The sequence below is a fragment of the Alteromonas sp. genome, assembly GCF_984505615.1.
The window spans coordinates 1-14,552 of the sequence record NZ_CFHOXV010000002.1; the positions used below are offsets into that span (position 1 = coordinate 1).

The window sequence follows — 14,552 nt, forward strand, 5'->3', positions numbered from 1 at the left end:
GCTCAGCGTCGAAAGTATTTCAGACAATGTAAATTTATTTAAACAGAATTCACCTTCAGCTTTGACAGATGTTGAAATAAAGAGAAAAGATATGCTGTGACAGATAATCCTTAGACTTCTTGAAATGAAGTGTTGAAAGTAAAAACAACGTAATAGCTGGTTTGTGACTTTAATGCTTTATAAGGTCATGTTAATAAGCTTTTTCATAACGCAAAATATACATAGAAAACAGGTGGATAATATTATTCTTAGTCCCTATATACTCTGAGTAGACGCATCATTTTTCTTTGCAAACAGGTATCAAAGGATGTGGAAGCAGGCAGACTGGTCAAAGAAGTCTGTCTTGAATAGGGTATTTCAGATGCGACCTATTACATCTATGGAGCACCTCCGTATTGCAGTAACAATTTTAGTTTTTGATCCGATTGTCAACATCTATCCTGCATAATATGATTTTTCTGTTTGCCAAAATGGGAAGTGGACACATCCAGTGAGGAAAATCCGATTGTGATAAAAGGGATTACAGAAAAAGAGCAGGAACAATACGGAATACCGTCGGTCCGTTTTATTCTTCATTAACAGGGTAAACCGCTTTCTTGAAGGCTCATAACTGGGAAGAGCGTGTGAACTTCTTTCCAGTCATTACTCCCCACAGAAGCCGCTGCGGGCTTTCTCACTGTAGCTTAGGCAGCGATACGATTAGGCGATAGCAACACAGGTCTGTACGACTCTAAGAAAGCGGAAGCGTATTTCTTTACAGTAACTGAACAGCTATTTGGCTTTTCACGAGAGCAGTTTCACCACAGTGAAAAGTTCACCCGTACCATAGCATCGCTCAATCGGTGGAATTCACATCTTGAAAGCCTTCATTGTACAAATTGTTCCAAGCCACTAGCCTTATCGGAACATCCCAAAAATTCAATGGGGAATATGGCGGTAGGTGCGACTTTCTGGCACTGTGGAAATAGAGAATGCAATGAATACTGTCGGTCAATCAAACTTGTGTATTGTTACGGATGTGGCGAAGAAATCGATAGCCGTGTGAATACAGTTTCCTGTGATCCTCATGAAATTAAAGCCTATAAAAAATTCTATATTTGTGGAAAGTGCGCAAGTTGCTGTAAGCATCATGGCGGGACGACAGGTAGGTGCCCTAAATGTGGAACTTCTGATGCTTTTGCTAACGTCGGCTTTGGAAATAGAACAAGAGCGAATTGCAGGAATGACGCTTGTGATGCGGTTGTTTCACTGGATAATAAATCTTATAAAAAACTCGTACCTGAAAGTGGTGCCCTTAATAAAGTTCAACAAAGGCTTTCGTCTGCAGACTCTGTAATTGCCGTCCCGAGCGAGCTAATTTTGCAAGGCAAGAAAGGACTCCGGCTTCAGAATTTTAACAGTAGAGGTAAGCTTCTCTATGTATATGATTTGTTCTATTGCCTGGACAAAGGATTAATTATCCCAAGTAAACTTTCTGGATATGAGTTTATCTGCGACCTTAAATTGATTGATAGAATGACATCACTCGGACTAAATCATCCAAAATACAAGTCTGGTGTTGAAAATGATTCAATAGAGTCGGTGCTGCAGCTATCGCTTTCTTCTGAGTTTGATAATGCTTCGTTTCAGAAGCTTTCGGACTGGTTGGCTAGAAGATTTGAAGTGATGCGGAGCGAGTCATTGTGGGATCATTACAAAACCGTTGAGTTACCGTTTACTTTTGCTTTGAGCTCCTTACTGGGCAAAGGAATAGAAATAAAGCCTTTCGATATCAGTAATTTCATCCATGATGTATTACTTGCAAGATATATTGTGGTTGAAGAACTCAGGACTTTAGGCATTGATACACCAGACAAAGATGCGTTTCTGTCATACATAGAACAGCAATATAGCCGCCAGGATGCCTGGGTAATGAGAAATGCGCTATTGCGGGGAGACACTAAAGCCTTGCGAATAGCTGCCGGGAAATTGGTTTGCTACAAAAGCTTGAGCGAATTGAAAGGCTGGGTAGGGATGTCAATATGTTTGCTGAAGGGCACCTAAAACCTGATTACCAGATATTAGGGGCAGATACAGGTCGATGCACTAGCAAAAAAACTAATATCATGGGAATCCCCAAGCAGCTTCGTCCTATGGTTAAAGCTCGAAATGGATATGGCATTGTTGAGTGTGACTACTCGCAAATGGAAGTTGGAGTTCTTGCTGCGCTCTCAGGAGATCATAAATTACTCGAAGACTACAACTCTGGCGACGTTTATCAAAAGTTCGCAGATAAACTTGCGATTGAACGGAGCGAGGCAAAACAGCTCTTTCTTGCCGTGCTTTACGGCGTTGGGAAATCGACGCTGGTTGCTTGGCTTAACATGGAAAAGACGTCTGTTGATAATGTTTTAACGCAATTCAGTCAGTCTTATAAACGAGCTATGGCTTATTTGGATGAGCAGGCCGCTTTAGGGGAGCGCATGGGCTACGTGTCGACCACGACCGGTCTGAGACGCAGAATAAACAGAAGAGCTGTACGCGCGTCATCTGATCAAAAACCTTTATTAATCTGGCAACGTAATTGGCTGAGGAATTTTTCGATACAGGCTAATGCAGCTGTAGTGTTCAAAAAGTCGCTAATTGATTTGGCGGAAAATATACAATTCAGTGAATTTAAACTCCTGGTCCCTCATTACGACGCTATTGTATTCGAAGCACCTTTACCTCAGCTCTCCCACTATACAGATGTTGTTGTCGCCTCTATGAAGCGTGCTATGACTGATATTTTCCCTTCTTTAAAACCACATGTGAAGGTGAGCGACTCGGATCCAAGTTGCTGGAATGCGGGCCCTGATGTGCAGCGTTATGACGAGTGGATAAAAACAATATCTAATGAGGTTAGGAAAGGTGTAGCAAGCGTCTAGTTTGCTACAAAATATTTGCGCATTATTTCATTGATCATCAATTACATCTGTCGATTTTTTAAAGGAAGATAATTCATGTCAGCAATTTTAAGTTCGTGCAGAAAATTCCGTTACCGCTTAACGCGTGACGTCAACAAGTCTGGCAAAGTAACGATTGCGTATTTTGGAATAAATCCTAGCACTGCAGATGAGAAAAAAGACGATCCTACAGTACGACGTTGGCGCGGATTTACTGAGCGAAATAATGGTGTGAAATTTATAATCGGCAACGTGTTCGCATTTCGAGCAACTGATGTCGGTGAACTGGCAAGAGCCGAGGATCCTGTGGGGCCAGAGAACATGCTCCACATAGACGGAATTATCAGTGAAGCTGATATTCTTGTTCCATGCTGGGGAAGCAGGAACAAATTACCAAGAGAACTCTGGGGACATTTGGATATGTTTGTGGACAAACGGAACTGCTCTGGAAAGCCTGTTAAGTGTTTTGGAAAAACCGTTAGTAACGACCCGAAACATCCTTTGATGCTTAGTTATGATACGCCATTTATACCGTATTGATCGTTACATGTTTTATGAGCTTTATAAACTAGCTAAAACTGCGTTAACTTAGCTAGAGTCTGATTGATTTTGAATAGTAAATTTTTCACTTCAGATCTGGTTTGAATGGTTAAACGAGCGTAGAAATGTCGCACTGTTTTAAACCGTGCGAATAGTTCAGGTCCTCTGTTTATTATCCAATGACATTTTGTGGCAGTTAACGGCGTCCGTTTTCAACGGACTGCAGGTTAATTCGTCGGTCTCAGTTTAGGGTTAATGGAAAGTGCCATGCTAAAGTTTCCATGGCCCTTTCTTTTAAGCGGTTTATCTCAACTCTCTGACATTTTTTGCTTATTTTAAATGGCAATTAAAATGTAAAGTTTTAGCGGTTCAAAATGGCACAAATTAATGTGCTAGCACCCAGCAGGATTCACGCAATTTTTTCGCTATTTAGTAGCAACAGTTTGTCGTCGAGATTCTGAACGGATTTTAATGTGAGAAAAGACACGCTCAACAAAAACTTTGTGAAAAAATGTGCTGAGTCAGGTGCCTTTCCAAAGCGTTCCTCCGAAAAAAAAATAAAGCGTTCTGCCGAAAGTTTTAATTTCGGAGTAACGTGGGGAGTAGTTCAAAAATCAAAAACTTCCTACTTTCGGCAGAACGCTTTTTCCGTGGCCTGTAGACGGATAGGTTACAAAAAGTGTGGAAATTTCATATTCTCAAATTTTTACAAGAATTCAATTCGAAATTGGCCTGACTTTACTAGCGTAGTTATCGAGTCAATATCATTTAAAATACACATGTAATCAGTCTGAAGAGAGAGTATCTTTTTCTACCAAAGTAGTGACAAGTCGCACTATACAAAGAACTCCTTTAAGGCAGTCTGTTTAGCTCAATTATTTGGTATTTTTTAGCAATTTTTTGCTGACTTTTCGTCGCAGTTTTGACGCGAGTATAAGCGGAAAGACAAAAAATATTTCAGGGCTTGCAAGACAAATTTAACAAAAAAATTGTGAAAAATGTACGGGCTAGGCTGTACTTTCGGAGCGTTACCCCTAGAAAAAAATCAAGCGTTACCCCTAGAATTTTATTCTAGGAGTAACGGGGGGAGTTGTTCAAATTTCATAATATTCCTACTCTAGGAGTAACGCTTTTTCCGTGGCCTGCAGACGGATTGGCCCAATAATTCCACCAAAAACTTAATTTCCAAAAATATAATCATCAATGGAGCATGCTTTCAGTGGTTGTTCAGTGATTAGATGCCTATGTAGATTTGAATATTAGACATGGCGATTAGCGATGTTTGAATTCGAGTGATATGCAAAAAAATGCGGGGTGCACAGTGATTAAATTAGGCTATTTTAAGTCTAGCGTATAACGCTGCTTGAGAACTTAAATTACCATCGCAAGTGTTCGCTTTCCTGTCACTTCATCTGGCAATGCAAAGGAAGATGAGAGGGCAGTAGAGTTTAGATTCTGCTGTTTTCCAGATACGGTGGATAGAGCATTTCGGCTACGATTTCTTTAACTTATCCTAGTTATTTAATACGCCAGAAACAACGTTATTTGGCCAACATACTGCAACTAATCTGGGCGCAGTAATAGTGTTAAACTGAACACAAATACCATAAAAGCTTGGTGTCTGTAACTCGATAACTGGGGGCCAAAAAATACGAAAACAGTTATTATGCATCCTTGCAGGAACCTAATGAATAGAAGTTTGTGCCCAAAATTTACACGATAGAAAGTTCCCAATTACAGGAGCAAATCAGACCAGAAGGTGTGGTGTCTATGCGGTTCACCGCTACGACTAAAATAGAGGACTTGAAGTAGCAAGTAACTACAATTTCTGCGCCTATAACTCAGTATTCCTGTTGTGTAGCTCATCCGATTCCGCGAGAGTTAGTCAAACTATTTCAAGCTGAATGCGAGAGACAAAGGCCGAAGCGCGTGGTAACAAGAAGCAACTCCGGAGAGCCACTCTATATATTCAAAAGTGGGTATAATCCAGGCAAGCTTGATAGTCAGATAAGAAAAGATTTGAAAGAATAAAAGCAATGGTAATAAGGGACTGTAACGTATAGTCCTTAGATCATTATACTCTTCAAGATATCAGCGAGTTTACTTCTCATCGGATAAGAGACATTGTCGAGAAGTAACTAAAACTATTCAGGGAGACAGATACTCAAAAAAGAAAAGCGCATAAGCCGAAATCCGGACGAGGTAGGTTGTGCTCCCGGTGTTCTATCTGTACCAATATTATGCAAGCTCAAAGACAAAATAATTGATAAAATATATACTGAACAACCTGAGTTAAAGCAGGCTATTACCAGCCTGATTGACAAATAGTCACACGAATGCATTGCTTATGCAGGTGACAAAATGTGCTGCTTTTATCATGCATCCCTTGTATTAAAAAAAGGAGGGAGGAAGAGGAAATGGTGGCCCCACCTGGACTCGAACCAGGGACCTAACGATTCGTTAATCCGAAGCTTTCGCACCGGCCCGGACTATATCATCACCCTCGCTATCGCGGTGGGGTGTCGGACGCTAATGGTGTATTATGCGACAAGCGTGCCGCGCCACCTAGTCTCTGAACCGTCCTGAGGCGCCCCTCAGGCTTGGCTGCTGATTGGCAAGTTTAGAACGTAGCTTCCCAGCAATTCATCCGATTTTTCCACATACTATTACTAATATGGGTCACAAATATTTTTATGAGTCGTGTGCTCTAACCAACTGAGCTATAGGGCCATTTCCGAATTTGTTACAGAGTCTAATTTGAATCTGAAACAAATTTGATGCGTAGTGTACTGATTAAATCTACAGATGTCACGCCGGTTATTAGGTTCTGCAAACCATTCGCTCGTTTTTCATTCAGTGATTTCTAGCAGCTCCCCAATTTCACACTGCAGATATCGGCAAAGAGTCTCAAGTGTCTCAAAATCGATCCTGGTTGTCGTTTCATGATAGAGCCTGGTTGCGGTACTGCGATTAATTCCTGTATCCCGTACAAGATCAGAAATTTTAATTTTTCTCGCTCCAAGAAGAGCTGAAAGGTTGCATTTTATCAATGTAAAGCACCAAAATAATTCTTTAGAGAGTCATTTTCTGTTGACTTCTCATTCATGTTGATTTATTGTTTCTTTAGAGAATCAAAATGCTTCTTTTGAGTTTCTTTTTCTTCCCGTATGGAGTAACAATCGATATGACTGAAATTCATTCGTTCCAACCACTGCTAGATAATACAACCGAATTAACTCGATTTCGAGGGACGTATTTTTTAACAGAATTTGAATCAAGAATCGGAGATGAGCAACATTACTGGAAACTGGCTCTTGCGGATTCATCCGGAGAATTGACAGTATATTGTTATGATCCTGAATTTATTCAGGATCATATTGCAGCAGGCATGTATGTGCAGGTTGAAGTCGTTCGAAAATCGACACGTGGTTGCGAATTTGTTCAGTGCGTACAGCTACATAGCTGGGAGCGGGAGCAGGAAAAAAGATTATCTCTCATGCAATTGCCCCGGTGTATGTGCCCTAAACCGCAGGCATTGGACTGGTTTTTGGATTTCAGAAATCGAATCCGTGTACAAAATCTCAGACGGTTTTTAGATAGAGTCATCATGCAACCCCACGTTTCTATGGCATTTCTCACAGCTCCTGGGTCACTTGAGGAGCATTTTAGCCATCCTGGCGGATTAATTGAGCATTCTGTTGCAACTGCATGGTCAGTTATAGGATATCAGGATCACTCATTTGTTGAGCGCGATCTGGCTATCGTCGCCGCTCTGCTGCATGACATCGGAAAAACTCAAACAATGACTAGTGATTTGGTCAGAACCCGGCTGGGACGTCTGGTGAACCACAATCATCTCACATTGGAAATTTGTGCAGATGCTCTGGCGGAAATGGATCTTTTGGCGCCAGGACTGGGTGATCAACTGCGACACGCCTGGACAAGTGCTGAAACTGACAGTGAATGTTGTGAACCGGAACAATCACAGTTGGCAGAGCGGCTGGAAGAGTGCGATCTGAATTCGTTCAGTGAGCATGTTGTTTTTCCATAGCTTAGAATGTAATACATAACAGAGGTCAGCATGCTAATGGATTCTCCAATAGTCGATTTTACGAGATTGACGCCACCTGAATTAATCGATGGTGTTCCAGCGTTTCTGTCAGATGATTCGGGTTGGTACTGGTCAACAAATAAGGCTTGGGGCAATCTTGAGCTAGAGTACCCAAGAACAGCCGTTGAGCAAGCTCTACTGCAGTCATTTACACAGTTTGGGTGTGGCGTGAGCATGTTACGGTTGGGGCGGTCGTTGCTACACAGCTATCGCTATCCATCAGAAATACAATCGGACTATTTAGGTTTGCAGTATCTACTGTCGGGTATGGATGCATTCAATATAGTTTTAAGAGAAACTGCTGCTCCTCTCAGTATAAAAAAATACGTCTATACTCCTGAATTTATTGGGCTGTGTCAGTTGGCTATTCATGAAGTTGCAGATAAAAATATCAGTATCTGCCCTGAGTTAAGCGAGTTTCTCCGCAAGTCAGTGAGCCACATACAGCACTGATTTTGTGTTTTGAAGTGAGGGGAACCATGCCGCTTTCGGATTTGGCTCTTTGTCTTTAATAAGCGAATTGGGAAATTAAGGGCAGGTAGAGCAAGCTCGCTGAAGATGAGCTGAACAATATAAGGAGTAGATGTATAGAGCCTCAAACTCCGGCGCAGCGAAGCGACGTCCGAGTGCTTTGACCTGTTATATTTTTTCTACGCATGAGCTTCTCCGCCAAGTTCAGTTATAAGCCAATTTAATTGATTCCTAGCGCTAGAGATTATTTCATCAAAAATTAAGACCTCAGAATTAGGTTCTTTGTTATAGTGTGGAGGAAGATCCTGCCCCCTTTTTCCTCCCACTAAAATAATTTTCATCTCTGCGTCTGTGTAGGGAACAAAGTCATTCCGATATGCTGTCGCCTGCTGATAATCTTTGTATTTCAGACTGTGGCTCGGTCGCTTAAATTCAATAAGAAGATACTCATTAGCGTAGTTGACACTTAAAAGCAGATCAGGCCGTTTGTTTGATCTTTTGCCCGTGAACTTTTTGCCAATATAATCTTCAATCTGGCGTTTTAACGTCTTATTGCTACTAAAAACTGAATATTTAACACCAAACACCCATAAACTTTTTTCTAATGCGGAGTGCACGACACTTTCTTCAGTGTCCGCGTTTTTACATAATTCTTCTAATCTATCGAGAAACTCTAGCCTGCTTTTCGCCTGCTCTCCGACTATTGCTATTTCCGCCAACCCAAATTCTGATAAAGCTTCGGCTAGTTTTGCAATATCTGAATGTTCTGCCTCGTGGATATAGTCAAGAACAGCTCTATAGTCTGTTCTTTCAAGAGCATCAAGTAAGACTCCGACTATAGGCTCAACTTTTGTTTCAGGTTCTCCGTAATACCTTCCTAGAATTGATTTAATGGCTTTATCGGCATACTGCCTCTTATATTCCGGTAACTGAGAAAGCCTTTCATTTATCCGTTTCTTCAATCTTGCCTGAGCAAGATTCATCTCACGCCCATATTCTTCTTTAACTTTTTCCTTGATTATCGGGCGAATATACTCAGAAACCTCTTTATACAGTTCACTATTTTCAACCAGCGCACCCCAGTCAGCCGTAACGTGATCGAATAACCCATCTACTTCTACTTCACCATAGATTTTTTCAAGCAGTTTAGGTGGAAAGTCTTCTTCATTATCTAAGCCAAAGAAGTCTGGGCTTCCTACTGTTTTACCGCCTACTCTAATGGAGATGCCGGGCTGTTTAAGCTTCCCTTTTTGATTGGAAACAGTGAATTGTAAATTCAGTGAACCTGCCGATGGCAATTCGGCTTCATGTTTTGTGTAGTTACCTTGTATATCGTCAATCCCTAAAGCCTTTTGATTAACCTCAACACTGAACCCCTCTTCTCGACCGTACTCTTGAAGTAGTAGCTGCCTGAATTTGTCTGGATTCGGGAAAGATAATCCTTGGATAAGTTCTGACAGAGTAATTTTGGTTCCTTTTAGATCGCTGAAACAATTTTCAATCGTAAGATCAATAGTCAAATCTTCAATGTCAGTTGCATTTTCAAAGTCAGACGTTTTAATCGAAAAGCTACACTTTTTGCCTCTTGCCCACGTTTCAAGTTTCATTTCTTTTGCGATCATTAACCCCGCAAATTTCCCTATACCTTTTTTCCCTTTAACCTTTCTCTTTTTCTCAGCTGTTAGCTCGCCCCGCCTTTTTCTTCGATCACTTGCTATAAATAAATACTCTCTCAAAAGCTCCTCTTCCGTCATGCCTGTACCAGAGTCGTGTACGAAAATCGGATCATCGGAAAGAGGCTCTGGGAGTGAAATTTTGACTGATTCGGCATCAGCATCCCAAGCATTGTCTACCAGCTCCTTTAAAGCCCTTTCAGTAGACCTGTAATTTTCTGAGAGAAGCTTGGCTAGCCTAGTATCAACTTGAAACGCAATTTTTTTCACTACTCAATCCTTTCGTAGATTTGTGGCTTCGTTTAACACCCAAATAAGGGGCGCAAACATGGCGGCTATAATCGAAACGAAGTGTCAAAGCTGCAATGTTTGTGTCCCAGCGAGCCCACGAGCGACTTAATTTGGTTGTTATATTTTGGTGCTGGAATACGTTGAAATCAGAAATAATGCCATTGAGCCTGCTAAATTGACGGCCAGTTCTGCATGACGAGCCTGTGGCTTTACTGGCAATTTACCTTGTCCATGAGCATCACCTAGCTTATTTCTAAGTGTTCCTAGTCCATTTACAATACCAGAGCACCCTCCCAGAATCTGCTTGAATATTTGTTCAGTGTGTTGTTCGGGGGCAAGATTCAATTCTTTAGCTGTCATTTTATAAAGTTCAGACAGGTCAATTGAGGAAGAGTTATAGGTAATTCCCTTGTCATCAAGAATATGCTTACACACACTTTCCAGCATTGACCTTGAGATAGTAATAGCACCTTCGGGATCTGACATTTTTCGTTCAAGTGCTTTTGCCCATGCGTAATGAATACTCTCAGAATCGAAATTACTAAGAACTTCATCAATAGTTTTCTTTGCTGGATGCTGTAAGCCACTTTCTAGAAATTCTAATATGGGATTAAAAGCGTCCCATATGAAACGCCTACGCTCCGAGTAACTAGGATATTTTCCCTTTATAAACTCCCAGAACTGAGACAAATTTCTGTTCGTCTTTATCCAACGAGGCATCATTTCCGATAATACTGGAGAGTCTAATATTTCCTGTCTTATGATTTGGTAGTGCCCATCATTAGCATCACCACCTGTGGCTCTTGCTATTAGTAAAGTTTGAAAATATTCGACTTTATCTAGTTGATTTTCTAAATGCTCTAATCCTTGCAAAGTAAACACTTCCTTTGAAAAATATAACGCCCAACTTAGGGGCAATAACACGCAGACTAAACTGAGGGGCGGAGCGACTGAGCCTGCGTATTATTGTCCCAGTGAGCCCCAGCGAACGGCTACAGTTGTTCGTTAGCTTTTGCCGCAGTTTACTTTATTTTGCAAAATGAGTCCCCATCTTGTCCATAGCTACACCCTGCTCGTAGCTAGCAGTTGGGTTGGTGGCTTCCTCATATCCTTTTGGAGAAACTGGATATGATTGAAACCACCCGTAAGAAACACCTAAATGCACTGAAAAAGCTTCGTGAAAATTCAGATTTAACTAAAGAGCAGAAAGAAGCGGTAGAGTATGCAATTGCAACTATTAAAGTGCGTCCAATCGTACGCGTTGCTGCGAGCATTGCCGCAATTTTTGCAAAGTGCTATCTGGACTCGTAGGTTCGCTGTGGCAAGCTTACTACGCTTCACGAATAAGGAGTTCTATCGAATAGGCAAAATGTATAAGCAAGAAAAATTGAACGCCAAAACTAAAACTTAGCAAAGGAGTTACTATGAATATTACTCCTCGTAAAAAACTAATTTAACCTCTGTTATCACTTGGAGGGAGCGCCAATTCCTCCGGTGGAATAATGATTTGCTGAAGCAGCGGCAAGTCGTTATCAGAGCAGGATTTCACTAAATGAGCCAATATGATTCAAGTTCCATCAAAGTTCTAAAAGGACTAGATGCAGTAAGAAAAAGGCCGGGTATGTTTATCGGTGATACCGATAATGGCACTGGGCTGCATCACATGGTTTTTGAGATCGTAGACTACTCTACTGATGAAGCCATCAGGCTAATAATCAATGACGATGGTTCCATTACTGTCGTTGATAAAGGTAAAAAGAAACCCGTAAAATGGTATCTTGCTCCCATCAAAATTTATCTATTTGTTGTTTCGCTGCCACCTTGCACCAGCAAAACTAACAAACGCTCATTAAGTTGGACACAACTGCTGAAAGAGACAAGGAAGATGGCTAGGGTACCGCCAAGAAAGCTAATAGGTTATTTCTGAGACTTCATAATAACACCCGTTTCCCATAAGAAACTATACTCTATGCTTTCATGTATAGGAGCTAATATCTATAACGCGTATCAAGCAGTCATTAATATCAATGTCCACAAATCCGCTCTTGATTGCCTAAGATTACCAAAACGCTGGACTTAAAATATGTACTGGACAAGGCATTTTTCGAGAGCCTGAACTTTCTACTCGGAATAGTTTTGAAAAGACTCTTCAAGGGACTTTTCACGATCAAATAAAGTTAGTGGGAATTTTAGCTTATCAGCTAATTGGTTGAAATATAGATAGATTAATTTGCTGGCATGGTTTCGAGCTATCGATTATGAGTCGTGTGCTCTAACCAACTGAGCTATAGGGCCATTCTAACTTTCAGAAGCTTGCGTGGAGAGCCGGTGTTTGCCGCAGTACTGCGCACTGGTTTTTACAAGCGGGGCGAAGTATAAGCAGTTTTTTGTGGCTTGTCACCCTATACAGCCTGTGAATTCAATTGCCTGGCGAAAAGTTGTTCAGCCTGCAGTTGTAACACCCGGCGGTTAAAGTTGTTAGTAAAAAGCGTACGGCTTCCGCGCACCTCATTCTTTGCCCCGTTAGTCTTTTGTCTGGTTGACGAAATGGTGGCTGCCCGCTCACTATGTTAGCGGTGTAAGTTTTAAATTAAGCGTAATTATGAACATGAAATGGATTTTTCTGATCCCGGCGTTTCTGATGCTGACAGGCTGCGGCGATCTGTTCGGGAGCAGCAAAGCACCCGGAGATATCCCCGTGGAATTTACCGACCTCTCATTAGGCGAAGACTGTGCCTGGGAAGTCACGGTGGATAAAGATCTGTGGAAAATAAACTATCTGGCTTTTTATCTGAGCCAACCGGAAGTAAAGGTAGAGGGCAGGTGGGTCCCGCTGAACTTCGTAAAGAATGACTGGCAGTCTGATAAAGTCGCCTTTTTGCAGTTTCATCATGCCTGCGATAAAAAGCTGAACAACAATCATATTCTGCTGGATGCTAATGAAGCTTTGCTAAGCAGAGCTACAGAACTGCGCCTGACGATGGGGCTTAATTTTGATGAGAACCATTCATTGCCGGTGGAACAAATACCTCCGCTGGACAAACCAACGATGTACCAGTCGGTGAATGCCGGACATAACTTCTTCCGTGTGGAATTACAAAATACCCGCGAGCCGGGCGCCATCTGGTCGTTTTTACTGGCCAGCGGAGGATGCAATGGAGAGAATGCTGAAACGAAGCCGTCAGATTGTGCGTTTCCTAACCGTGTAACGGTGAAGTTACCCATGGCCCAGAACGTGTCGGACCTCAGCTTACTGGCGAAGCTGCAACAAATTCTGTTCCGCGTTGATTTAAAAGCGGTTACGGAATGTAATATGGCCGGGTCTCACGATAAGAGCTGTGAAAAAGTCATGAAAAATCTCACCGGCAGGGAATGGTTGCGTTGGGACGCGCCTGAAAAGGTATACCTGAAATCCTGAGGGTATGAACGTAAGTCGGTGGTTTAAGGCGAAATTTGCCTGTGGCGTAGTGCAAGGTTTCAGATTCTTTGCTATCTTTCCTTTACACTAATTTTAGCCAGCCAGCATGGAGATAAGAATGACTGAGAAGCCCTTCCTGGTGAGTGGCCGCAATACAATCATCCACAAAGTTCGCAAGTTTGATTTGTTGATTGTTAACGGTGACGAAAATCCGCCGGTAATCGTGACTTATAAAGGTATTAAGCGCTACGAGGGAAAAATCCCTGATAACAAGCGTGAAGCCAAAATGATGGACATGGAACTGGTTGATATTACAACCGGTGATGTTTTCGGTGACGAAAAAACACTGGTGTTCATTCAGACACTGAATGGTAAAGAATATAAGGTGGATTACAGCAAAGCTGAAACGTCTATGTTCATTAAAGTGCATCAGGACAGCGCTTTCTGATCTGCCATTGAACTACACCTTCCGGAGCCCGGCAAATATCCCGGGCCGCTTTCAAACAGAACCTGAACTGACCTGCTAAATTCTTTTCCTCCGTCGTTTTTTACTCATCTTCGTACTAAATATGAATGTGACAAAATGTGTTTTTAGCACGATGTATTCCTTCTGTTGCCGATAAGTGAACGGCAAAAAAATGTTGTTCATCGCAAGATCTCAAAACTTTGCGATTCATCGATTCTTCACAGTCCTTTTAACAACACTTCTCTACGTTATCAATATCCTGACCATCGACCTGATGGAAGGTGATTTTAACAAGGAGACGACCATGAAATCTAAACTTCCCAAACGCAACACCGCGTTAATTGTCGCTGTTATCACCAGCGCATCATTCATTATTCCTGTGACAAGCTCAAATGCAATTGCCGCAACCTATCCCGGATGGCTTGAGAACAGCCTTGTATCTGTATGTCATGCTATCCGGAAGGATGACACGCGTGCTTTAAAAAACGCAGTAAGAGATTCGAGGGTGTCACTGAAAGTTCTTCATGAAGGATTAGTCTGTAATGGTGAAGATATGATGTCCTTTGCAGAGCGCCACCGTGCAATGGACACCAGTGAATTGATCGCGAGACGACTGAAGCTTCAGGATGAAACATTAACAGCCCGGCGTTAACCCCGG

Annotated in this window: 12 protein-coding genes and 1 pseudogene; 10 read left to right on the forward strand and 3 right to left on the reverse strand. The window is 41.8% G+C overall.

Translation table 11 applies throughout. The annotated features are described in order from the left end of the window. Positions 1 to 1,041 precede the first annotated feature (1,041 nt). From AC4PME_RS01560 to AC4PME_RS01570, 3 genes are all read left to right on the forward strand, one after another. Positions 1,042 to 2,043, forward strand: a complete 1,002-nt coding sequence (locus AC4PME_RS01560; RefSeq protein ID WP_491045021.1) for a hypothetical protein — start codon at positions 1,042 to 1,044, stop codon at positions 2,041 to 2,043. After that, positions 2,022 to 2,906 carry a DNA polymerase gene (locus AC4PME_RS01565; protein ID WP_491045022.1) on the forward strand — a complete coding sequence of 295 codons (885 nt, stop codon included), beginning with the start codon at positions 2,022 to 2,024 and terminating at the stop codon, positions 2,904 to 2,906. The genes AC4PME_RS01560 and AC4PME_RS01565 overlap by 22 nt, the downstream gene beginning before the upstream one ends. A 75-nt stretch (positions 2,907 to 2,981) precedes the next feature. Next, a complete protein-coding gene (locus AC4PME_RS01570) occupies positions 2,982 to 3,464 on the forward strand; it encodes a DUF1643 domain-containing protein (protein WP_491045023.1) in 483 nt (160 codons plus the stop codon). A 2,849-nt stretch (positions 3,465 to 6,313) separates the two neighbouring features. Here AC4PME_RS01570 and AC4PME_RS01575 read toward each other — a convergent pair. Continuing rightward, a complete protein-coding gene (locus tag AC4PME_RS01575) occupies positions 6,314 to 6,514 on the reverse strand; it encodes a helix-turn-helix domain-containing protein (protein WP_483957461.1) in 201 nt (66 codons plus the stop codon). A 134-nt stretch (positions 6,515 to 6,648) separates the two neighbouring features. Between AC4PME_RS01575 and AC4PME_RS01580 the strand changes: the two genes are divergently transcribed. Continuing rightward, complete coding sequence (locus tag AC4PME_RS01580; RefSeq protein WP_491045024.1) at positions 6,649 to 7,515, forward strand: HD domain-containing protein; 867 nt, start codon at positions 6,649 to 6,651, stop codon at positions 7,513 to 7,515. A gap of 30 nt (positions 7,516 to 7,545) precedes the next feature. After that, positions 7,546 to 8,028 carry a hypothetical protein gene (locus tag AC4PME_RS01585; RefSeq protein WP_491045025.1) on the forward strand — a complete coding sequence of 161 codons (483 nt, stop codon included), beginning with the start codon at positions 7,546 to 7,548 and terminating at the stop codon, positions 8,026 to 8,028. A gap of 197 nt (positions 8,029 to 8,225) precedes the next feature. On the opposite strand, the gene AC4PME_RS01590 is transcribed toward AC4PME_RS01585, so the two are convergent. After that, positions 8,226 to 9,989 carry an ATP-binding protein gene (locus AC4PME_RS01590; protein WP_483957458.1) on the reverse strand — a complete coding sequence of 588 codons (1,764 nt, stop codon included), beginning with the start codon at positions 9,987 to 9,989 and terminating at the stop codon, positions 8,226 to 8,228. Positions 9,990 to 10,127: 138 nt separating this feature from the next. Beyond that, entirely contained in the window at positions 10,128 to 10,883 is a 756-nt protein-coding gene (locus AC4PME_RS01595) for an abortive infection family protein (RefSeq protein ID WP_490708410.1), read from the reverse strand. Between the two features lie 255 nt (positions 10,884 to 11,138). Between AC4PME_RS01595 and AC4PME_RS01600 the strand changes: the two genes are divergently transcribed. The 5 genes and pseudogenes from AC4PME_RS01600 (at position 11,139) to AC4PME_RS01620 (ending at position 14,546) form a co-directional block, all read left to right on the forward strand. Next, the gene (locus AC4PME_RS01600; protein ID WP_483959749.1) at positions 11,139 to 11,321 is read left to right on the forward strand and encodes a hypothetical protein; all 183 of its coding nucleotides are present in this window, start codon (positions 11,139 to 11,141) and stop codon (positions 11,319 to 11,321) included. Positions 11,322 to 11,562: 241 nt separating this feature from the next. Continuing rightward, positions 11,563 to 11,778: pseudogene (locus tag AC4PME_RS01605) on the forward strand (hypothetical protein); the annotation flags it as partial. An 840-nt stretch (positions 11,779 to 12,618) separates the two neighbouring features. Further along, on the forward strand, positions 12,619 to 13,428 hold the full coding sequence (locus AC4PME_RS01610) for an MbnP family protein (RefSeq protein ID WP_491045026.1): 810 nt from the start codon (positions 12,619 to 12,621) through the stop codon (positions 13,426 to 13,428). A 118-nt stretch (positions 13,429 to 13,546) separates the two neighbouring features. After that, the gene (locus AC4PME_RS01615; protein ID WP_490708412.1) at positions 13,547 to 13,876 is read left to right on the forward strand and encodes a hypothetical protein; all 330 of its coding nucleotides are present in this window, start codon (positions 13,547 to 13,549) and stop codon (positions 13,874 to 13,876) included. A 190-nt stretch (positions 13,877 to 14,066) separates the two neighbouring features. Then, positions 14,067 to 14,546 (forward strand): DUF3718 domain-containing protein, encoded by a 480-nt coding sequence (locus AC4PME_RS01620; protein ID WP_491045027.1) that lies wholly within the window; start codon positions 14,067 to 14,069, stop codon positions 14,544 to 14,546. Positions 14,547 to 14,552 lie beyond the last annotated feature (6 nt).